The 22626-nt window shown below is 65.6% G+C and carries 14 protein-coding genes; 7 read left to right on the forward strand and 7 right to left on the reverse strand.

Features of this window, described 5'->3' with window-relative positions; genetic code table 11:
• Together GA0061098_RS10760 and GA0061098_RS10765 are read right to left on the reverse strand one after the other, a co-directional pair.
• Complete coding sequence (locus GA0061098_RS10760; RefSeq protein WP_091956299.1) at positions 1 to 552, reverse strand: carboxymuconolactone decarboxylase family protein; 552 nt, start codon at positions 550 to 552, stop codon at positions 1 to 3.
• Entirely contained in the window at positions 530 to 1228 is a 699-nt protein-coding gene (locus GA0061098_RS10765) for a TetR/AcrR family transcriptional regulator (protein ID WP_091956300.1), read from the reverse strand. Before GA0061098_RS10765 ends, GA0061098_RS10760 begins: the two co-directional genes overlap by 23 nt.
• A gap of 166 nt (positions 1229 to 1394) precedes the next feature.
• Here GA0061098_RS10765 and GA0061098_RS10770 point away from each other — a divergent pair, with 166 nt between their 5' ends.
• The 5 genes from GA0061098_RS10770 to GA0061098_RS10790 all read left to right on the forward strand — a co-directional run bounded on the left by GA0061098_RS10770 (position 1395) and on the right by GA0061098_RS10790 (position 5933).
• Positions 1395 to 2597, forward strand: coding sequence for an ABC transporter substrate-binding protein (locus tag GA0061098_RS10770; protein ID WP_091956301.1), 1203 nt, complete (start codon positions 1395 to 1397; stop codon positions 2595 to 2597).
• Between the two features lie 3 nt (positions 2598 to 2600).
• Positions 2601 to 3494: an MBL fold metallo-hydrolase gene (locus tag GA0061098_RS10775; protein ID WP_091956302.1), complete on the forward strand. Its 894-nt coding sequence runs from the start codon at positions 2601 to 2603 to the stop codon at positions 3492 to 3494.
• Positions 3495 to 3506: 12 nt separating this feature from the next.
• On the forward strand, positions 3507 to 4475 hold the full coding sequence (locus tag GA0061098_RS10780; protein ID WP_091956303.1) for a Bug family tripartite tricarboxylate transporter substrate binding protein: 969 nt from the start codon (positions 3507 to 3509) through the stop codon (positions 4473 to 4475).
• Positions 4476 to 4500: 25 nt separating this feature from the next.
• Positions 4501 to 5040 (forward strand): VOC family protein, encoded by a 540-nt coding sequence (locus tag GA0061098_RS10785; protein ID WP_091956304.1) that lies wholly within the window; start codon positions 4501 to 4503, stop codon positions 5038 to 5040.
• Between the two features lie 80 nt (positions 5041 to 5120).
• Positions 5121 to 5933, forward strand: a complete 813-nt coding sequence (locus GA0061098_RS10790) for a class I SAM-dependent methyltransferase (protein WP_091956305.1) — start codon at positions 5121 to 5123, stop codon at positions 5931 to 5933.
• Between the two features lie 30 nt (positions 5934 to 5963).
• On the opposite strand, the gene GA0061098_RS10795 is transcribed toward GA0061098_RS10790, so the two are convergent.
• A complete protein-coding gene (locus tag GA0061098_RS10795) occupies positions 5964 to 7520 on the reverse strand; it encodes a L,D-transpeptidase (protein WP_091956368.1) in 1557 nt (518 codons plus the stop codon).
• Between the two features lie 242 nt (positions 7521 to 7762).
• A complete protein-coding gene (locus tag GA0061098_RS10800) occupies positions 7763 to 9199 on the reverse strand; it encodes an oligosaccharide flippase family protein (RefSeq protein WP_091956306.1) in 1437 nt (478 codons plus the stop codon).
• Between the two features lie 329 nt (positions 9200 to 9528).
• Between GA0061098_RS10800 and GA0061098_RS10805 the strand changes: the two genes are divergently transcribed.
• Entirely contained in the window at positions 9529 to 10596 is a 1068-nt protein-coding gene (locus GA0061098_RS10805) for an endo-1,4-beta-xylanase (RefSeq protein WP_091956307.1), read from the forward strand.
• A 10-nt stretch (positions 10597 to 10606) separates the two neighbouring features.
• Here the strand turns inward: GA0061098_RS10805 and GA0061098_RS10810 are convergent, their stop codons facing one another.
• The 3 genes from GA0061098_RS10810 to GA0061098_RS10820 form a co-directional block, all read right to left on the reverse strand.
• Positions 10607 to 11557 (reverse strand): DUF6492 family protein, encoded by a 951-nt coding sequence (locus GA0061098_RS10810; protein WP_091956308.1) that lies wholly within the window; start codon positions 11555 to 11557, stop codon positions 10607 to 10609.
• A 95-nt stretch (positions 11558 to 11652) separates the two neighbouring features.
• Entirely contained in the window at positions 11653 to 12447 is a 795-nt protein-coding gene (locus tag GA0061098_RS10815) for a protein-L-isoaspartate O-methyltransferase family protein (protein ID WP_091956309.1), read from the reverse strand.
• Position 12448: 1 nt separating this feature from the next.
• Positions 12449 to 15910 carry an AAA family ATPase gene (locus GA0061098_RS10820; protein WP_091956310.1) on the reverse strand — a complete coding sequence of 1154 codons (3462 nt, stop codon included), beginning with the start codon at positions 15908 to 15910 and terminating at the stop codon, positions 12449 to 12451.
• Positions 15911 to 16052: 142 nt separating this feature from the next.
• Here GA0061098_RS10820 and GA0061098_RS10825 point away from each other — a divergent pair, with 142 nt between their 5' ends.
• Entirely contained in the window at positions 16053 to 22502 is a 6450-nt protein-coding gene (locus tag GA0061098_RS10825) for a non-ribosomal peptide synthetase (protein WP_091956311.1), read from the forward strand.
• The last annotated feature ends 124 nt before the right edge of the window (positions 22503 to 22626 follow it).

Raw genomic sequence — 22626 nt, forward strand, 5'->3', positions numbered from 1 at the left:
CTATTTCTTGCCGCCGTCATAGACCGTCATGCCGGCCGCGGGATCGAGATCGGTTTCGGTCGCCTCGGTCAGGCGCGCCATCATCATGTAGAAGCCGAGCGCGACGATGGATTCCACGATCTCCTGATCGCTGAAATGCGCGCGGGCAGCGGCGAAGGTCGCCTCGGGAACGCGGACGTTCTCGACGACCTCGCGGCCAAACCTGAGCAGCGCACGCTCGGCCTCGCTCAGCGCGGCGGCGTCATAATCTGCGCGCTCGACGGCGTCGACCTGCGCTTGCGTACAGCCGACGCCGAGCGCGATCGGAACATGCTGGCGCCATTCATAGGCGCCGCCCTCTAACTGGGCGGCTTGAAGGATCAGGAGCTCGCGGTTGACGGCCGAGAGCTTCTGCTTATGCAGGATCGAATTGCCGAGCCGCATCGCCGGGATCATGTTGGCCTCGGCATGGGCCATCATGCGAAAGATATTGAGCTTGACCGGCATACGGTCGAACGAGGCGCGGATGTCGCCGCTCGTCGTCTCCGGATCAATCAGGGGCAGCCTTGCCACGGTTCTCTCCCTTGGTTTTTCGTTTCTTGTTGTCGGTGTCCTCGCCTGCCGCGATCAGCGACAGGAAGAAGGCGAGATAGCGGTCGATCGCTTCGATCACCTTGGGCCGCGGCGAAGGTGATGCGCCCATCACGTAATGCTCGAGGCGGATGTAGATCAGGCCGGCCGCGAACAGCCGCGCGGTCTCGCGCGGGTCCGGCGTCTTGACCAGGCCGGCGAGCGCAAAGCCACGAAAATAGTCCGTCATCATGCTCTGCTCGCGCGCGTAGAAATGATCGGCGAACTTGGCGCGGATGCCGGGCACGCGGTTACGCTCGGCGGTGATGACCTTCTGAAATTGGTGCTCGCGCGGATCGGACCATTGCTCGACGAGGTCGAGCGCAAACTGCCGGCAGAACGCTGCAGGCTGCCGCGCGAGCTGCTTGTAGCGCGGCTCCCCAAGCCGGCTCGCCGAGCTTGCTGGGCCATGCTCGCTGACAATCGCCTCCAGGATCGCGGCCTTGCCGGGGAAATGATTGTAGAGGCTGCTCTCGCGGATGCCGACACGGCGCGCGAGCTCGCGCATCGAGGCGCCGCCATAGCCGCTCTGCGCGAACAGGTCGAGCGCTTCGGTGAGGATGCGCTCACGGGTCGTGGGCGCAGCGGCTTCCGCCGCGCTGGAGGTGTGGACAGCCATGTCGGCTTGACTAACGAACGATCGTTCGCTAGTCAACCGTACGAACGATCGTTCGTTTACCAGTCTGGCGGCAACGGTCGCGGCCCGCAAGCCCGCTTGCGGGCGCTGTTCTCGCGTTTCAACTCCGCTCCTCGAGAGGCGGAGAGCAATTTGGGGAGACGACGTCATGGCGCGCTTTGCCCGCCTTCGTGCGGCCTGCATCCTGTTGCCGCTGCTCGCAAGCAGCGCCGCCTCTGCCCAAAGCAAATACGATCCCGGCGCCGACGACAGGACCGTCAAAATCGGCACCACCGCGCCGCTGAGCGGCCCGGTCTCGGCGTTTGCGCAGATCGCGAAATCGGCGGAGGCCTATTTCCGCAAGGTGAACGACGACGGCGGCGTCAACGGCCGACGCGTCCAGATGATTATCGCTGACGATGCCTATAGCCCGCCCAAGACGGTGGAGCAGACCCGGCGGCTGGTCGAGAGCGAGGAGGTGCTGCTGATCTTCGGCGGCGTCGGCACGCCGACCAACAGCGCCGTGCACAAATATCTCAACGACCGTAAGGTGCCGCAGCTCTTTTTGGGCTCGGGCGCGGCGAAGTGGGACGATCCCAAGAACTTTCCGTGGACCGTCGGCTGGCAGCCAACCTATCGCGACGAGGCGATCGCCTACGCGAAGTTCATCAAGGCAAGCCACGCCAATGCGAAGATCGGCGTGCTCTACCAGAACGACGATCTCGGCAAGGATTACCTGAAGGCGCTGGAGGAAGGCCTCGGCAGCGGCGAAGCGATCGTCGCGCGCGCGGCCTATGAGACCTCGGCGCCGACCGTCGACACGCAGATCCTGCAACTGAAGACCGCAGGCGCTGACGTCGTGCTGGTGGCGGCGACGCCGAAATTTGCCGCGCAGGCGATCCGCAAGATCGGCGAGATCGGCTGGAAGCCGGTCACCATCATCTCCAACGTCTCGGCTTCGATCAGCGGGGTGCTGGAGCCGGCCGGCAAGGACAATTCCACCGGCGTCATCTCCAGCCAATATCTGAAGGACGCCACCGACCCCGCCAACAAGGATGACCCCGGCTACCGGGAATGGCTGGCGTTCATGGACAAGTACATGCCGGACGCCAACAGGAGCGATTGGCTCAACGTCTACGGCTACACCATCGCGCAGACGCTGGTGACGGTGCTGAAGGCCTCCGGCAACGACCTCACCCGCGCCAACGTGATGAAGCAGGCGACCGCCATGAAGGACGTGAAGCTGCCGATGCTGATCAACGGCACCGCGGTGAGCAACTCGCCCGAGCGCTTTACGCCGATGACGAGCCTGCAGCTGATCCGTTTCGACGGCACGCGCTGGGTGGCGTTCGGCGATCTGCTGAAGAACTGATCGATGCGACAGGTGACGATCGGCAGCATGCGGGTCGATCTCGTCAGCGAGATCCCTTCGCTTGCCTTCGACAAGAGCTGGCTGTTCGCCAACGTCACCGACGAGGTGATCGCGGAAAACCGGAGCTGGCTCGATCACCGCTACATCGAGCCGGAGACCGGCCGCTTCATCCTCAGCCATCACTCCTATCTGGTCCGCACGCCGCGCTGGACCGCGATCGTCGACACCTGCTGCGGCAATCACAAGAAGCGACCGCGCGTGCCGGCGTGGAACAACCTCGACCAGCCTTACCTCGAGAACTTGCAGGCGCTGGGCGTTGCGCCCGAACAGGTTGACTTCGTGATGTGCACGCATCTGCATGTCGATCATGTCGGCTGGAACACGCGGCTGATCGACGGCCGTTGGGTGCCGACCTTCCCCAATGCGCGCTATCTGATGGGCCGCGCCGAATATCGCCACTTCGAAGCCGCGCACAATGCTGCGCCGAGAAGCCCGGTGAACCACGGCTCGTTCGAGGATTCCGTGCTGCCGGTGGTGGCGGCCGGCCTTGCCGAGTTCGTCGAGACAGATCATCGCCTGTTTAGCGACCGCGACGCTGCCTTGCGCTTTGCGCCAGCACCTGGGCACACCGCCGGCAACATGCAGATCCACCTCAACGGCGGCCACGATCACGCGGTGATGTCCGGCGACGTCATCCATCATCCGATCCAGTGCGCCGCGCCGTGGCTCTCCAACGCCGCCGATGTGGATCCGGCTGCGGCGCTGGCAACGCGCATGGCGTTGCTGGAAGAGCTCGCGGATACGCCGAGCTATCTGCTCACCGGCCATTTTCCGGCACCGACCGCGGGACGCGTGGTCAGGCACGGCGATGCCTACAGATTTCGTTTCGAGGATTAAGGGGGAAACATCATGAAGCTGCGCACCGTCACGCTCTCATTGTTCGCATTGTGGTTCACGGCCCTGCCGGCACGGGCAGAGGATCCGGCCGCCTACCCCAGCCACAAGATCAGGATGCTGCTGCCCTACGCGGCCGGCGGCGGCGGCGACGTGGTCGGCCGGCTGCTCGCGGACAGGATGGGCAAGACGCTCGGACAGAGCATCTATATCGAGAACCACACCGGTGCAGCCGGCACGCTCGGCACGCAGATGGTCGCGACGTCCGCGAATGACGGCTACACCGTCACCGTCGGCGGCATGACCACGCATGTGCTGGCCCCCGCGATCTATCCAAAACTGCCCTACGATCCGATCAAGGATTTCACGACCATCGGCCGCGTCGGCACCTCCTCGATCATGCTGGTTGCGACCAAGAATTTTGCCGCCAACGACATCAAGGGCCTGGTCGCTCTGGCCAAGAAGGGCGAGCCGATCCAGTACGGCAGTTGGGGCGTCGGCTCGACCGGCCAATTCTGCGCGGAGATCCTGATGCAGCAGACCGGCATCAAGATGGACCACGTGCCGTTCAACGGCATCGCAAAACTCGCCGGCGACCTGCTCGGCGGCCACATCTCCCTTGCAACGCTCGACATGGCCACCGCAACGCCGTTGGTGAAAGACGGTTCGATCAAGGCGCTGGCCGCCTGCGGCGAGCGCTCGCCGAGCCTGCCCGATGTCGCCAGCTACGGGGAGCAGGGCGTGCCGTTCGACCGTAGCCTGTCCTGGGCGATGTATGCGCCGGCGGGCCTCGCTCCGCCGATCGCACAGAAGCTCTCGGCGGCCCTGAAGGAGGCGCTCGGTGACGAGGTGGTGAAGCAGAAGCTCCTCGCACTCGGCATCACCCCGCAATTCGTCCCCGGCGACGAGCAGCGCGATCTCAACGCGCGCGACATCGCGGCCTGGAAGCAGGTTGCCAAGGACGCCGGCATTGAGGTCAAGTGAATAGGCAGAGAACAGGAGCGCGGGCATGAGCCGCATCTTCGGCGCGGTGCGCCAGAACGGATATGTGGTGCGGGACATCCACGCCGCGATGAAGCACTGGATCGAGGTGATGGGCGTCGGCCCCTGGTACTACATGGACCGCGTCAAGACCGACTGGTTTCGTCACCGCGGCGAGGACTCCGCCGTGGAGATGAGCATCGCGCTGGCCAATTCCGGCGACCTCCAGATCGAGCTGATCCAGCAGCGCAACGACGCGCCCTCGCTGTACAAGGAGTTTCTTACTGCCGGGCACGAAGGCCTCCAGCACATGTCCTACTGGAGCCACGACTATCAGGCCCTCTACGACAAGGCGATCGGGCTCGGCTACAGGATCGGCCATGAGGGCCAGATCGGCGGCGACAAGGGACGCTTTGCCTATTTCGACACGCAGGACCATCCGGGCACGGTGATCGAGATCTCGGACATCAGCGGCACCAAGGGGCCGTTCTTCGAGAAGGTCCGGCAAGCCGCGATGAGCTGGGACGGCACGCGGCCGATCCGCGAGGTCGGTGGCGGGAAATCGTAGGATCGGTCGCCGGCTGGGCAGGCGCATTGGCCGGCAAACCATGGTAAACTTGGTGTGTCCGCACCTTCAGCGAGGCAATCATGTCCGACACTGACAAGGTTTTCGCCGGCTCGATTCCGAAAATCTACGACGAGTATCTGGTCCCGATGATCTTCTCCGTCTATGCGGAGGACATCGCAAGACGCATCGCCGCCCGCTCGCCTTCCGTGCTGCTCGAGATCGCCGCGGGCACAGGCGCAGTGACGCGCGCCGTGGCGGCGGCGCTGCCGCGCGGCATCCGTTACGTTGCAACCGACCTCAACGAGCCCATGCTCGCGGTCGCTGCGCAGCGTCAGGCGGACGATGACCGCATCAGCTGGCGCCAGGCGGATGCATCGGCCCTGCCCTTCGGTGATGCCGAGTTCGACGTGGTCTGCTGCCAGTTCGGCGCGATGTTCTTTCCGGACCGCGTGAAGGCTTACGGAGAAGTGAAGCGGGTCCTGAGACCGGACGGCACGTTCGTGTTCAACGTCTGGGATCGGATCGAGGACAATGTGCTGACGCATGAAGCGACGGTCGCGCTCGGCAAATTGTTTCCCGACGACCCGCCGCGCTTCATGGTCCGCACGCCCCACGGCTATCACGACAAGGCCATCATCAGAACCGACCTCGAACGAGCCGGCTTCCGCGACATCTCGATCGAGACGCGATCTGAAACAAGCCGCGCGCCATCGCCCGAATATGTCGCGCTCGCCCTTTGCCAGGGCACGCCGCTGCGCAGCGAGATCGAGGCGAGGGATGCCAGTAAGCTTCAGGCCGCGACCGACATCGTCGCCGAGACGATCCGGACGCGTCATGGCGCCAGCCCGGTCGAGGGCAAGATTCAGGCTGTGGTGATCGAAGCCCGGCCGTAGCTGCAGGCCGCGGCCGAGCTGCCGTCCTGTCTACCACCAGCTCCGCTGCATCGGCTCCGTCGACTGATAATATTGGTACTGGCCGCGCTGCCGGCGCGGATTGGCCGGCTGTACGTAGGGGTCACGCTGGTAGAAGAAGCCGAAACCGTTACCGCCATTGTCCCAGCCGTCATCGCTGGCGATCATGGCAGGTGCGGTCGGCTTGCGCGTGATGAAGCCGCCTTGCGGCTGGTCGCTTAACACCGCGACGAATTCGGTCCGGTAATTGGTCTCGGCGCTCAGCGGCTCGTCCGAGATGATGATCGAGGAGCGCGGCAACGCGGTCGGCCCGATGCGATCCCAGACGTCCTGCGGGATGGTGATGCGGTCGAGCGCATTCCTCGCCTCGTCGCCGTTTTCGATCGTGACCACGCTCCAGCGCAGGCCCGTAGCGGACTTCGCCATCGCCGTGAAGATATGCGTGCCGATCGGCTGCTCGGGATTGCGGATCGTGACGGGGACTTCGATGCTGGTGTCGAACACTTCGCCGCCGCCATCGGGTGCTGGCTTATGCGTGTTTCGCCGCACGTAGAGCTTCTGCGTCGAGCGGCTGATGTAGACCGAGACCGGCTCACCCGCGAGCTTTGCGTCGGTCGCTGCCTTCACGGCGTCGGCCTTCCTGGCCGCGGTGGCCTTCGCGGCCTCCTTCGTCACGGCCACGGCATCGCGCTTCGGCTGCGCGGCGGCCTTGGCGGCGTCGAGCTGCGTCGCCGCGTCGGCGGCCTTGGTCGCCGCCTTCTGCTTCAACTCCTCGGCCTTGGCGCGGGCCTGATCGTTCTTGGCGTTCGCGAGCGTCTTGTCGGCGAAGGCGAGCTCGGCGTCAGCGCGGGCCTTCTGCTGTTCCAGCTTGCGCAGCGCGGCAGGGAGCGAGGCAGCTTCTTTCGCGGCGGCGGAAGCGGCCTTCTTGGCCTCGTCGGCAGCCCTTGTGGCCTCGTCGGCTTCGGCGGAGAGCTTGTCGGCCTGCCTGGGCGCTGCCGCGATCGCTTCCGGCTTCGGTACGAACAGCGAGGGGTGAGAGATATCGGTCGGGACCGTATCATGGGGCGAGATGATCACCCGCATCCCGATATACGTCTTGTCGAACAGGTTCTCGGCGAAGCCGAACGGCATGCGCACGCAGCCGTGCGAGGCGGCATAGCCGGGCAGCGGTCCGCCATGCAGCGCGATGCCGTTCCAGGTGATGCGCTGCATGTTCGGCATCCAGGCATCGTCATACATGGTCGAGCGGTGGTCCTTGTCCTTCTCGACGACGGCGAAGACGCCGGCCGGCGTCTCGCGTCCCGTGGTGCCGGTCGACACCGGCGCGCGCAGGATCCAGCCATCGGCATCGTAGAACGTGACCTGCTGGCTCTTGATCGACACGATCGCCATGATGGGATCGCCGGCCTGGCGCTGCGCCACCGCCTCGGCCGGCTGGCGCGCCTGCTTGGCCGCGCTCGCCGGCGCGACCGCCGCCAGGACCGCCATTGCCGCCAATGTCACGATTCCGGGAGGCACCCGACGCCGCATCGCCTTGGTGGGTTGCGCCGTCGTCAGTCGGTTTTTCATGCCATCCTCGGTCGAAATGCCGGCCCGCTCGTGCCGATCATGTATCAGATTGCGGTCATTCAATTAAGAAATCGCAGCCGCCATACGTTCCGTCTGTGGCGATATTCGGCCCGGTCCGGCGACAAATCCCTCATATACGACGGCCCGAGCCGGCGGAAGGTCGGTTGCAGCCCGGGGATGGTCCGAACCTGGTGGCAGTCACTGCGGCAGAATGTCCGGCTGTGCCGGCGAGGACACGCCCGTCAGACGCCCAGAGCCTTACGGTTGAAGCCTCGCAGGAAGCGCAGCGACAGCGTCCGGACATTGGCGACGTTCAGCAGCCAGGCCGCCGCGACATAGGCAAGGCCGCCGGCGAGGCTGACGATGAGGAGCGAGACGAAGCCGGTGCCGCCCGCTTGCGACCGCGCAGCCAGGATCGCAGCCGCCATCGCCGCAGCGGAGGCCGCAATACCGGCGAGGCGGCCGAGGTCGAACGGGACCGGGTGGGCGCGATGCATCAGAACGACGGCGACGACGAAACCGAGCACCTCGGTCGCAAGCGTCGCAAGCGCAGCGCCGTAGATGCCGTAGCCGGCGACCAGCGCGAACATCAAGACCACGCTGACCACCAGCGTGAGAAAAGATTGCGCCGCCAGCATGAAGGGCCGCTCGGCGAGCTGGAAGCTGATCTGCACGTAGAACTGATTGGCGATACCGAAGAAGCGGGCAAGCACCAGGGTCGGCAGCAGCGCCGACACGCCGGCGCGGAAGTCGACGCCGACGAGCGTGCCGGCGACCTGATCCGCTGCAAGCGCGAGCCAGATCGCAACGGGGGTGACGACGACGAGCAGCAGCTCGAGGCTCTCGGTCAGCCGCTCCCGCGTCGTCTCCTTGTTATTTTCGGACAACGACCGGAACACCAGTGGCACGGTGGCCGCGGCGACGCTGGATGCGATCATGACCATGAACTGGCGCGGCAGGTCGGCGGCAACGCCGAAGATGCCGGCAGCATCCTTGCCGAGCAGATAGGCGACAATCAGCCGGTCGCAGGCCGAATAGACCGCAACGGACAATCCGGCGAGCGTCAGCGGCAGGCCGTAGCGGGCCAGCTGCATGAACTGGCTGCGCTGGAAGCGGGCAATCTTCGTGCGGTCGCCGACCAGGTTCAGGATGATGCCGGTGAGCGACCCCAGCCCGAACGCGGCAAGCAGCCCCAATCCACCCCAGCCGAGCCAGATGCCGAGGAGGCCGAAGCCGACGCTCGACACGCTGCGCACGATCGAGATCGCGGCAAACCGGTAGGGTCGCAACTTGGCGCGTTCGAACTCCTGGCCGACATCGACCGCATTGGCCATGATCGCGACGAACATGCTGGCAAGCAGCAGCTCGACACTGAGGTCGCTGCGGAACAGGAAGACCAGCGGGGTCGTGGCGCAGAGCACCGCGACGGTGAGCCCGAAAGCCACCATCGCCGTGCCGCGAAAATCCACCTCCGCCGACATCGCCTGATAACGCGACACCGACAGCTTGATCCAGGCGAAGAAGATCGCGCCCAGAATGCCGGCGAGGCTGATGCCCACGACATAGACGCCGTACTCCGCCGGCGTCAGCAGCCGCGTATAGGCCGTGACCGCGAAGAAGCCCACCGCCGCAGGCAGGATGTAGGCGACGAGATAAATCGAGAAATGGCGGTTCAGCATGCGAGCACGGGACCGGCAGCGGTCTTGCGAGTGTGGCGGCCCTTCATCAATGGGGCCTTGAATGGGGCCTTAAATGGGGCCTTGGCGGGGCAAACGAATGCGCCGCAGCATCGCTCAAGAGTGTCACATAAGTCTGCAGATCGGGCGGCGAATGAAGCCTTGGAGCCGCTTTCGCGCGTTAGCGTTAAATTTGCCCTTCCTCGAATGGCAAGGCGCGATCACGAAAAGGAACCGACTTCCAAGCGGCAGAGGTTAACCCAACAAGGCGAAACCCCGGCGTCGCGAGGCGCCGCTTGGTACGATGGTGCATTGGTTCGAAAAGGACGGCCGTGACCAGGCTCGACAGACGCGAATTTCTCCTCGGCAGCGCCGCAGCCCTCGCGGCAGGCGCATCCGCGTCGGCCGCACCGGCGTCGAAACTGGCGCAGCGCCATCAGGGGTTTGGCGCAGCGGCCACGCTCTGGGACCTGCAAGCCGATCCCAGGCTCGGCGAAGCCATCAGCACCTATTGCACCCAGGTCGTCCCGGTGCTCGAGCTGAAATGGCCGATGCTGCGGCCGAATGCGCACACGTTCAATTTCGAGCGCGCCGATGCGATCCTGGATTTCGCGCGGGACAACGATCTGACGATGCGCGGCCACGCGCTCGCCTGGTATCACGACATTCCGGACTGGGCCAAGCAGATCAAGGACACCCGCGGCGTCGAGCGCGCCTATGTCGACCACATCGGCACCGTCGTCTCCTACTACAAGGACAAGCTGACGTCGTGGGACGTCGTCAACGAGCCGATCCCGGACAATCCCCGCAGTCCAAAAGACCGGCGAGACACGTTCTGGACGCAGCATCTGGGCCAGAGCTGGATTCCGCTGGCATTCCGCACGGCGGCTGCGGCCGATCCCTTCGTCAAGCTCGCGATCAACGAATATGACATCGAGTCGGCCAAGGACTCCTTCATTGCCAAGCGCGCGGCTTATCGCCATCTGATCATGGACCTGCTCGACCAGGGTGTTCCGCTGCACGCCGTCGGACTGCAATCGCATCTGCATGCCGAGCTTGAGATCGACACCCATGGGCTCGCCGAGTTCGTCACCGAGCTGCGCTCGTGGGGACTTGAGGTGTACGTCACCGAGCTCGACGTCGACGACCAGAAGCTGACGGGCAATCCGGCGGAGCGCGACGCCATCGTCGCCAAACGCGTCGACGATCTCCTCACCGCCATCTCGACCAGCGGCCCGGTGCGTTCGATCCTGACCTGGGGCCTCTCGGATCGCTACAGCTGGATCAACGGCACCTTCGCCCGCGCGGACAAGCAGCCGAACCGGCCGCTGCCGCTCGACGGCGAGTTCAAGCCAAAGCCGTTCATGGACGTAATCAGCAAGTTCACGAAGGACGTTTGAACGCGCGAGCTTAGCTGCGCGTCTTCACCTCGAACTCGGCCGCGTCTCCCATATCTTCGGGCGACAGGCTCGGAGCGCGACGGTCGCGCGAACTGAGGCGGAACACGTCGCGGATGTCCTCGACCGAGGTCGACGAATAGGACTGGATGCAGAGCGCGACCTGCTCGGGCGAAGCGGCACGCATCAGCGCTTCGATAGCCGGGCGGTCGAGCGGCGTATCGTCCCAATGCGAGACCGCGATGCTGTCTTCGGTGACCCGATGGGCGGCAAGATGCGCGGGCGAGTTCGCGACAAAGTGGCCGTACATCAGATATTCCGAGAACTTCTTCTTCCGGCACAGCGCCAGAACCCAGTTCAAGCCGGTCGCCGACTTGATGGCGGCGGTCATCGCGCGGGCAGTGTCCTTGTCCCAGACCAGCGCGTTACCGACATAATCGTCGGCGGGAAAGGAGCGGTCCTTGATACCGAGAAGCTGATCGACGGTGCGCAGCCACAGCCCATGCAACGGGTGGTCAGCGCCGATGTCCTTCGGCGTGACGAACAGCGGCGTCTTCTCAGCCCCGGCATATTGGCCGACGTCGAATTCGCGGAAGAACAGATTGTCCGAATCCAGGATGCAGACGCGCTGCTCGGGCGCATTGAGGACGCCGGCGATCTTCAGGATCTGCTGGATGTGCCAGCCGTGCACCGGCGAGGACAGCAGCGACAGCCAGACGCGGCGCTTGCTGATGAACTGAAGCGCCGGCGGCAGCGCGAACAGCCATTTCGGCAAATAGCGCGAGGCCGGAACGATGACGCGCTTGTCGGAGGCGAACCGCGCGAACAGCGGCACGTCTTCATCGTTAACGAGAACATAATGCCGCGTGTATCCCGTGAGCCAGGTGTCGATGCTCTCGCTGAGCAGCGAAAAGCGTTCGATATCCTTGGCATAGCTGGCGGTCAGCAGGGCAACGGAATGCATGGAGCGCGCTCAAATGGCCATCAGGCCGTACTCATAGCGGCGTCGGGGTGCGTTGGATACTTCCATTCGCAATCAAGGTAAAATGAAACGAAGCGTTAGCCATCCGACGGCAGTCCCTGCTCGATCCCGCGAAAGCGCAGCGGCGCCAGAGCTGAGGCTCGCTGCCACCAGTCGGCGACGCGGTCGTCGAGCGCGGTCGTGCCGCGGCCGTGGCCGGGATAGATCCGGATCTGCTGCACCGCCTCGGCTTCGAACCCCTTGCCCTTGCGCGTGATCTTGAGGGCGGCGCCTTCACGGTCCCGCTGGGTCAGCGGCACCAACAGGCGGCCGCGCGGCCGAAGCGCCTCGAGCCAGAGCGGATGCGGATGCGAGAACCCGGCGTGGATGATGATCACGTCAGCGGGCTCGCGGATCTCCTCACATCCATCGCCATGGACCACCTCGACGTTATGATAAGTCTGAAGGAAACTTGCAGCGCGGCGCGCCAGACGCTCGTCGCATTCGATGGCGATCACCCTGCCCTTCGGTCCCACGATCTTCGACAACACCGCCGAGAAATAACCGAGCCCGCAGCCGATCTGGACCACGCGGTCCTTCTCCTTGATGTCGAGCAAATCGATGAAATGCGCCCACAGGCTCGGCAGCCCCGTGTCGAGCTTGCGGCGCGCGTCGATTGCGACCAGGACATTGTCATAGAGATGAACGGGATCGCCATCTGGTGTCAGCCGATAGCTGCGCGCCGCTTCGCTCTTGATCCGCCAGGGCCCTCTCGGCAGAAAGTCTTCGCGCGGGATGGCGGCGAGCGCTTCGAGCACGCGCTTTGAGGCAATCCGCTCGCGCTTTGCAATCCTCTCCACATAGCGCGCACGCGCGGCGGCAAGATCGCTCATGTCAGGGGTCGGCGCGTTCGCGGACCGGCGCGTCCGCACCGAGCTCGTTGACGAGCTGCACCGCCTGCTTCAGGTCCGGCGTGTAAAAACCCTCGCTGAACTTGCCGACAACGGGCACGAGCAGCAGACTCGCCTGCTCGCGTCTGCCGGCTTGTTGCGACAGGCGCGCGAGGCTGACGGCGGAGCGAAGCTCCCAGGACAGCGCGCCCTGCTTGCGCGCGGTCTCCAGCGCCAGCGCGAACAGATCGCCGGCCTCCTGCGCCGAGGCCGGGTCGCCGTCCGACAGCGTGATCTCGCCTTGCAGGCGATAGACTTCGGCAAGATAGGAGTGATCGCCGGTCCGCCGCGCGGTTGCGAGCGCACCGTCGAGCGCGCGCAAGGCGGCCTCGCGCATCCCGACCTTGGCGTAGGCTTCCGCAAGCAGGCAGCGGAACCAGCAACCGGCGAGCCAGGAATCCATCGCCTCGTACTCGTCGAGGCCGAAGCGCATCTGGCTGAGGCCTTCATCGGCCTCGCCGAGTTGCGCCAGCGCCCAGCCGCGCAGGATCGCCGCCTGCTGCTTCCAATGCAGGAAATTATGTTCGGTGGCGATGATCATGGCGCGGTTGGCATGGTCGCGCGTGCCCTCGACGTCGCGCAAATGCTGGCAGAGATACGCACCGAACACGAGCGCGAAGGCGAGCGTGAAGGGATGACGGATCTTCTCGGCATTCGCGATCGCCTGCTCGCTGTGCTGGCGCGCCGCGTCGGGCCGGCCGAGGAACCACAGGAGGTAGCCGAGATAGGACAGCGAGACGACGCCGGGATCGGTGCCGTGCCGCTCCATCAGATCGGAGTGCAGATCGGGGCTGTAGAGATTGATGCAGCGGTGCAGATGATGCTGGGAAGCTGCAAAACGGCCGCGATAGAGCATGGTCATCGCGATCGAGCGGTGCGCCTCGATCAGATAGCCGGTCTGCTGCGCCGGCTGCGTCCGCTCGTTGAGCCGCTCGCGCTTGGCGAACTTCAACAGCTCGACGCTGAGATCGTGCGCGCGGGTGAGATCGGCGCGGATGAAATGGCAGACCCAGAGGCCGCGGGTGGCGGCAAAGATCTTTTCGTCGTCGTCGAGCTGCTGGCCGAGCTCGAGCGCGCGGATGTAGTTCTCCTCGACCTCCTGGACCGCGTAGCCCTTGGCGGCGATCAGCGCGTTGCCGAGTGCGATGCGCAGCTCGAGCTCCATCTCGTCGGCGCCCTGCATCCGCGCATTGGCCTGCACGACGCTGAGACCGCGGCGCAGATGGCCGATCGCCTCCAGATTGGCACCGCTCTTGGCCGCCTGCTTGCCGGCCTTGAGCCAGAAGCTCGCGGCGCCCTCGCTCTGGCCGGATTCGGTCATGTGATGGGCGAGCAGCTCCGGTTCACGCTCGGTCTTCTCCGGATACATCTCGGCAAGCACCTGGGCGATCCGCGAATGCAGCTTGCGCCGCTCGCTGTGCAGCAGGCTCGCATGCGCGGCGTTCTGGATCATGACGTGCTTGAAGGAATAGAGCGCGTCGGGCGGTAGACCGCGCCGCATGATCAGCCCGGCCTGCTCCAGATGATTGAGCGCGGCCTCGATCTGCTCCGCCGGCGTGTTGGCGACCGCATGCAGCGTCTCGTAGGAAAACTCGCGGCCGATGGTGGCGCCGATCTGCGCGATCCGCTTGAACGGCCCCATCCGGTCCAGCCGCGCCATCAGCGAGTCGGTCAGGGTTGCCGGGATCGCGAGCTGCCGCCACGGGCCCGACAGCACGTAGCGCCCATGCCGCTCGGTCAGCAGGTTGGATTCGAGGACCGTCTTGGTCAGCTCCTCCAGGAACAGCGGCACGCCGTCGGTCTTGACGATAATCTCCTCGACGACCTCCTTGGGCAGCTCTCTGCCGGCGACGCGCTCCACCAGCGTGGTGCGCAACTGCCGGCTCAGGCGGTTCAGCACCAGCGTCGTGATGTGCGAATGCGCGTTCCAGCTCGGCTGGAATTCGGACCGCGCTGTGATGATGGCCAGGATCGGCCGGTTCTGCACCCGGTCGACTAGGAGGTCGATCACCTCGCGGGAGGTCGGGTCGATCCAATGCAGATCCTCGAACGCGATCACCAGCGGCATCTCGCGCGCAAGGCCGAGGAAATGATTGACCAGCGCCTGGACGGTCGCATCCTTCTGCTGCTGCGGCGACAGCTCGAGCCGCGGATAGCGGTCGCCGGTCGGTATCGACAACAGCGCGGCAAACAGCGGCGTGACCTGCTCGATGTCGCCATGAGCGGCGGCGATCGCGCTCTCCAGGCTCGCCAGCGACAGCGCGGACGCATCCTCGCGGTCGAGGCCAAGGGAGAATTTGAGCTGCTCGGCGAACGGATAGAACGCGGTGGACGTGTAATAGGGCGAGCACTGGAACGAGACCTGGCCATGCCGGTCGCCCGATATCCGCTCGAAGATCTCCTGGATGATGCGCGACTTGCCGATGCCGGGCTCGCCGAACTTGACCACGACCTGGCCGTCACCATCCTTGGCCTGCTCCCAGCGGCCCATCAACAGCGCGATCTCCTCCTCACGGTTGACGAGCGGCGTCAGTCGCGTGCCCATGGCGGCGGCGAATCGGGTCTCCACCCTCGAGGCACGCACCACGTGCCAGGCCTGCGTCTTCTCGGATATCCCCTTCAAGGCGTGGACCCCGAGATTGCGGTAGTCGAACTTCCCCTTCAGCAGCGACTGGGTCGACGAGGAAATCACCACGCCATTGGGCGGCGCGAGGCCCTGCAGGCGCGCGGCGAGATTGACGGTTTCTCCGACCGCGGAGTCGCGCTCTTCGGTGCCCTGTCCGACGAGGTCGCCGACCACGACGAGGCCGGTCGCGATCCCGATGCGGACGGCGGGTGCGTGGCTGAGCCCACCACGCAGCTCGGTCGCGCGTGCGGTCGACAGCAGTCGCACGATCTCGAGCCCGGCGCGCACCGCGCGCTCGGCATCGTCCTCATGCGCGGTCGGATAGCCGAAATAGACGAGGATACCATCGCCGACGAAACGGGCGGCAAAGCCTTCGTAATGCTTGACCACGCGGACGCAGGTTTCGCGGAAGCTCGCGATCATGTCGCGGACGTCTTCCGGATCGAACTGCACGGAGAGCGAGGTGGAATCCACCATGTCACAGAACATGGTGGTGAGCTGACGCCGTTCAGCGCCGACCTCTGTGCGCGTTGGCGGCACCATTGTCGCGGGCGCCTCGGCCGTTTCCGCCTGGAACAGCGCCGCCATCGCCCGCTGCAGCCGCTTGCGATCACCGAGCGGCAATCCGAGCTCGACCAGATCGGATTCGGTCAGGTCACCCATGACGTCGAGATCGAGACGGTGCTGTACGAAGAGATCGGTGTAATGGCCGAGGCCGACGCCCTCGAGCCAGCGCTTCAGCCCGCCTTCCCTTCCGATGTCCGGCCCATTCTCCAGCATGGTGATTTCTGCCCGACCATAATTCCGTCGAAGGGCTTAGGGCCCCTCAACCACAGATTTTGGGGCCAAAACTTCACCTCAGACTGGACGCGTTCCCTGACTTCTTGGAAGAATAGCTCAACCGGATCAAAAGGGAACGGAATTGTCGGACGTCACACTCCCAGCGCCGGAGGAATCAAGCGGCACGGCTGCTGAAACGAAGACATTCGCCCACATCGGCGGCGTTCTCGATTTCTACGCCCGCAAGACGCCGGCGGCGCCGGCCCTCCTCGCCCCGGGTCGGCCCGTCCTCAACTACGGCGCGCTTGGCGAGGTGACGCAGGATCTCATCCGCACGCTGCGCCGGCTCGGCATCACCCCTGCCGACCGGATTGCGGTTGCATTGCCGCGCGGCGCCGACAGCGCGCTGGCGCTGATCGCGGTTGCCTCGAGCGGCGCCTGCGTCCCCGTCAATCCCGATCTGACCGCGGACGAGCTGCAACGCTATTTCAGCGAACTGAAGCTGACCGCGCTCGTGACCCGGGCCGACATGAACTCGGCGAGCCGCGACGTCGCCAAGGCGCTGGATATCGCGGTGATCGATTTCGTGCCGGGACCGCAAGACGATCTGGGCGGCTGCAAATTCATCGGTCCGACGGTCGGGCCGGCGGCGGCCGGGGGCGCCTCGCGCGGCGACGACGATGCGTTCATCCTGTTGACGTCGGGCACGGCGGCGCGGCCGAAGATGGTGCCGCTGACGCATCGCAATGTATGCCTGTCCGCCGCCAATGCCGGCCGCGTGCTGTCGCTCACCTCCCACGATCGCCTGCTCAACGTCCTGCCGCTGTTTCACGCCCATGGCTTGATCTCCGGCCTTCTGACGGCGTTGGCCGCAGGCTCCAGCGTGATCTGCACCGACGGCTTCGATGCACTGTCCTTCTTCGGCTGGATGCGGGAGCTGCAACCGACCTGGTACACGGCCGTGCCGACCATCCATCGCGCGCTGCTGACGGCGGCGGAATCCGACCCGCACCGCGCCCGCTCGTCGTCGCTGCGCGTGATCCGCTCGGCCTCGGCCTCGCTCGCGCCGACGATCCTCGAAGGGCTGGAGGCGACGTTCGGCGTTCCCGTGCTCGAGACCTACGGCATGACCGAAGCGGCCTCGCAGATCGCGGCCAATCCGTTCGAGCTGCGCAAGGTCGGATCGGTCGGGCGCGCCGCCGGCCCCGAGATCGCCATCATGGACGAGACTGGCCGCGCGCTTGCGAGCGGCGCGCGTGGCGAGATCATGCTGCGCGGACCGAACATGAGCCGCGGCTACTACAACGACGAGGCGGCGACACAGGCCGCATTCCGCAACGGCTGGTTCCGGACCGGCGATCTCGGCTATCTCGACGCTGACGGCTATCTCTTCATCGTCGGCCGCATCAAGGACGTCATCAACCGCGGCGGACAGAAGATCTCACCGCTGGAGGTGGAAGAGGTCCTGCTCAGCCATCCGGCGGTGCTGGAGGCCGGCGTGTTCGCCGTCCCGCACGAAAAGCTCGGCGAAAACGTCGCCGCCGTTGTGGTGCTGCGGCCGGATGCCGAGGCGACCTCGGATAAGCTGCGCCAGTTCGCGCGAAAGCGGCTCGCAGCCTACAAGGTGCCGAGCCTGATCCGCAGCGTGGCAGCCTTGCCGAAAGGCGGCAGCGGCAAGGTCAAGCGCAACGCGCTGGCCGAGCTGATCGCCAAGGAGGACTCCGATGGGACGCGGCTGCCGCGCACCGCGCTGGAGACCCAGCTCGCCGCGATCTGGGCTGCTCTCTTGGAGCTGCCGCAGGTCGGAATCGATCAGGACGTCTTCGCGCTCGGCGCGGACTCGCTCGCAGTGACGCAGATGCGCTCGCGTCTGCGCGAACGCTTCAACATCGACTTCTCGTTCGAGGACATCTTCGATTGCGCCACGGTCGCCGCGCTCGCAGCCCGGATCGACACCGCCGCAGGCCGGCGTGGGGCGGCACTACCGGCCTGGCGGCAGGCGACGGAAGCAGACGCGCCGCTCTCGTTCCAGCAGCAGCGGATGTACGTGCTCTCGCGGCTCGATCCGACCCGCTACAATTACAACGTCGTCGAAGTCGCCGTGCTCAAAGGCCAGATCGACGTCGCCGCACTTCAGGCAAGCCTTGCGGCGATCTGCGCGCGCCACGAGGTGCTGCGCTCGGTCGTCGTCGAGCGGCATGGCGAGCCGGCGCAGCTCGTGCTGCAATCGCCGCCGCGGTTCGAGCGGATTAAGCTCAAGCCCTGTCCTGCCGACAAGCGGGCCGCACTGATCAGGCGCGAGGCGCTCAAGCTCGCGCAATATCCGTTCGACCTGGCGCGCGAGCCGCCGCTGAAGGTCACCCTGCTGTCGTTCGATAAGACTAGCCATGCGCTGGTGGTCAATGTCCATCACCTCGTCACCGACGGCTGGTCGCAACGCCTGTTCTGGGAGGAGCTTGCCGCCCGCTATGCCGCCGCACACAAGAAGAGCGTGGCGGCATTGCCTTTGCCCGCTTTCCAATATCGCGACTTCGCGCTCTGGCAGCAGAGCTGGGCGCAGACGCCGGCAGCCAAGGACCAGCTCGACTATTGGCGAGGCCAGCTCGACGGCGTCACCACGCTGCCGCTTCGGACCGACCGGCCAAGGCCCGAGGTCTGGAGCGGTCACGGCGCTCGCCACTATTTCGAGTTCTCCAAGGCTCTCTCGGGCGATGTCCGCGCATTGAGCCAGGATCAGGGCGTCACGCCCTTCATGACGCTGCTCGCGGTCTTCCAGTGCCTGCTGTTCCGCCACACCGGGCATGAGGACGTCGCGACGGGATCGCTGATTGCCAATCGCAACCAGATCGAGAGCGAGCGCCTGATCGGGCTGTTTGCCAACACCCTGATCCTGCGCAACGATTTTGGCGGCGACCCGAGCTTCAGCGAGATGCTGCGGCGGGTCCGGCAGGTCACGCTCGATGCCTACCGCAACCAGGACCTTGCGATCGAGGAGGTGTTGCGCGCATTGCAGATCGCACGCCGCAGTGACGGCAATCCGCTGTTCCGGATCATGTTCATCCTTCAGAATGCCTCGATCGAGGCGGCACGCTTTCCCGGCCTCTCGACGCGGCGGCTGGAGATCGATCCGAAAGTGGCGCGCTTCGACATCACGCTCGAGCTGGTCGAGGCCGACCGCCGCTTCACCGGCTTCTTCGAATACGCCACCGACCTGTTCGACGCCGCGACGATCGACGGCATGGCGGCACAGTTCAAGTCTCTGCTGAAGGCCGCCATCGCCAATCCGGAACAGCGCATCTCTCGCCTGCCGCTCCTCAACCAGGCCGAACGCCGGCAATTGCTGGCGACGGGCCGGGGCGTGCCGGCCAATTTCACCACCCGCGGCAATGTGAGCGAACGCTTCGACCGCCAGGCCAGGAGGACACCGAACGCCATCGCGGTGACGGACGGACACACCTGCCTGAGCTATCGCGAGCTGGCGCGCCGCAGCCGGTCGGTTGCGCGCTGGCTGGTGCGCGAAGGCGTCGGTGCCGAGAGCGTGGTGGCCTTGCTTGCGGATCGCGGCCCCGACCTGCTCGCCGCAATGATCGGCGTGCAGCGCGCGGGCGCGGCCTTTCTCAATCTCGATCCCGATCTTCCACCGGCGCGGCTCACGACCATTCTCGGATCGAGCTGCGCCCGCATGCTGCTGACCGGCCGCGCGCGGTCACCCATGGTCGGCGCGCTACTCGAACCGCTGGTCGAGCGCATCCCGGTGGCCGAACTCGAAGATACGATCGCCTCGGGATCGACCAAGCCGACCCGCGCCGTTCGGCGCGCAGCCTCCGGCCTCGCCTATCTCATCTATACGTCCGGCTCCTCGGGTTCGCCGAAGGGCGTCATGATCGAGCAGCGCGGGCTGTCGAACCATCTGGCCTCGCTGATTGCCGAGCTCGGCCTCTCCGCCAGAGACGTCATCGCGCAGTCCGCGCCGCAGAGCTTTGTCATCTCGGTCTGGCAGTTCCTGGCGGGGCCGATGGTCGGCGCGCGCGTGCATGTCTGCGACAATGCGATCGTGCAGGACCCGATCCTGCTGGCGCGGGAAATCGAGCGCGAAGGCGTCACGGTGCTCGAGATCGTCCCATCGCTTTTGCGCGTCATCGTCGAACGGATGAACGAGGCGCCGATCCAGCGCGCCTTTGCGAGATTGCGCCTCCTGATCTCGACCGGCGAGCCGCTGCCCGTCGAACTCTGCCGGGCCTGGTTCGGCCGCTGCCCGAAAGTACCGCTGATCAACGCCTATGGCGCGTCGGAATGTTCCGACGACGTCTCGCTGCACCGCCTGACCAAAGCGCCGGCGACCGCGACCAGCAACGTTCCGGTCGGCGCGCCGCTGCCGAACACCCAGCTCTACGTGCTCGACGCCAACCTCCAGCCGCAGCCGGTCGGCGTGACCGGCGAGCTCTGCATCGGCGGCGCCGGAATCGGCCGCGGCTATGTCAACGATCCCGCGCAGAGCCGGCAGCGCTTCCTGCCCGATCCGTTTTCGCGCCAGGCAGGCAGTCGGCTTTACCGCACCGGCGATCTTGCCCGCCGCCGTGCCGACGGGACGATCGACTGCCTCGGCCGCGCCGACCATCAGGTCAAGGTCCGCGGCTACCGTATCGAGCTCAAGGAGATCGAGAACGCGCTTGCCGACCATCCGGGCGTGCGGGCCGGCATCGTTGAGCCGCGCCACGAGGCGAGCGGCGACGTCAGGCTGATCGCCCATATCGTCGCAAAGCCCGACAGCCGGATCAGCGCCAGCGAGCTGCGCGAATTCCTGAAGAACCGATTGCCGGGCCACGCCATCCCGTCCGCATTCCTGTTCCTGGATCACGTACCGCTCAATGCCCATGGCAAGATCGACCGATCCGCACTGCTGGCGCCGACGCAGCACGAGGCGCCCGGACCGGACGCGCCCGTGCCGGCGCGGCGCTTTACTGAAAAGGTGCTGTCCGACATCTGGATCGACCTGCTCAAGGTGGACAGCATCGGCGTCGCTGACAATTTCTTCGACCTCGGTGGCCACTCGCTGCTGGCAGGCCAGGCGATGGCGCGCATCGCCCGCGCGCTCGGCGTGTCGCTGCCGATCAAGACCATCTTCGAGGCACCGACGATCGAGGGGCTTGCCCGGCGGGTCGACCAGGCCATGGCGGCGACGCCGCGCAAGCCTGTCGCAAGCGCGACAAGCCTGGCTGAAGCGAGCCTGACCGACAACGGCGGACCAACGCTCTCGATCGCGCAGGACCAGATGCTCCGGATCGAGCAGAACCTCCCGGGGTTGCCGCTGTTCAACCTGCCCTTCGCCTTCCGCCTGCAGGGTCCGCTTGATGCGGCCGCTCTGGCACAGGCGATCGAGGACGTCATGCGCCGGCACGAATCGCTGCGGACCGCGTTCGGCTGGAACGGTGAGGAGCCCGTCAGCCATATCGCCGCACCCGGCACCCTCGGCCGTGTCCTGACCATCGAGACGATCGGCGACGGTCACGCTCACAATAACAAGCGGCGCAAGGCCCTGGAGCTCCGGAAGATCGATCTTCTGATCCAACAGGAGACCTCTACGCCGATCGACACGACGCGCGCGCCGCTGCTCCGCGCCCGGCTGTTGCGGCTCCACGACGACGAGCACGTGCTGCTGCTGACGCTGCATCACGCCATTGTCGACGGATGGTCGATCGGCGTGCTGTTCGAGGAATTGTCGAGCCGCTATGCGGCGCTGGCCGGATATCCGTCGGCGCCGCTGCCGAGCCCGCCTCCGGCCTTTTCGGACGTCGCACGCTGGCAGCGCTGGTGGTGCGGCACGGATGCCGCCCGCCGGCAGGCGGCGGACTGGACGGAGAATTTGCGCGGCGCGATCCCTGTCTTCGACGGCGAATCAAGCCCGGGCGCGTCCACCGGGCATCATCCGGTCAATCTGGATCGTGAGCTGATCAGCCGGCTTACGGCGTTCGCCGGCCGGCACAATGGCACGCTGTTCATGTGCCTGCTCACCGGTCTGAAGGCCTTGCTGCTGGCCCGGACGGGTCGCACCGACATCTCTATCGCCACCGCCATGGCCAATCGCGCCCAGCCGGACACCGACCGAATCGTCGGCCCGTTCGAGAACACGGTGATTGTCCGCACCAAAATCACGCCGGAGCTGTCGTTCACGCAGGCGCTGGCGCGGGTACGCCAGAGCGTGCTCGACGCGCATGCGCGGCAGGAGCTGCCCTTCAACATCCTGGCCGACCATCTGGAACGGGAGGGGATCGATCCGGCCTCGCTGCTCCAGGTCTATTTCACCCTGCAAAATCCGCTGCGCCAGCCGCTCGATCTCCCGGATCTCGCGACAGGATCGATCGGCAACATTGCACGCGAAGGCCAGCCGGTGCTGCCGATCGACCAGACCTGGCTGTCGCTGATGCTCAAGGAGCGCCCGACCGGCATCACGGGCTCATGCAACTACAAGCACGAGCTGCTCGATGGCCGTCGCATCGGCGCGTGGATGGAGGATCTCGTTGCGCTGCTGGGGGCCGCCGTCGCCCAGCCCAACACGCCGCTCGACGGATTACTCGCGCGCAACGCGGCTTGAGCGAATGACATCACGGACGAATACGGGTTCACTCGTCAAAGCTGTGCATGACCAAGTTGCATCTTGATTATTTGGCGCCGTCGCGCAAGATTATTCCGGCGTTTTGATTTGGACGATTATTTTC

Source organism: Bradyrhizobium shewense (assembly GCF_900094605.1).
Taxonomy (GTDB): Bacteria; Pseudomonadota; Alphaproteobacteria; order Rhizobiales; family Xanthobacteraceae; genus Bradyrhizobium; species Bradyrhizobium shewense.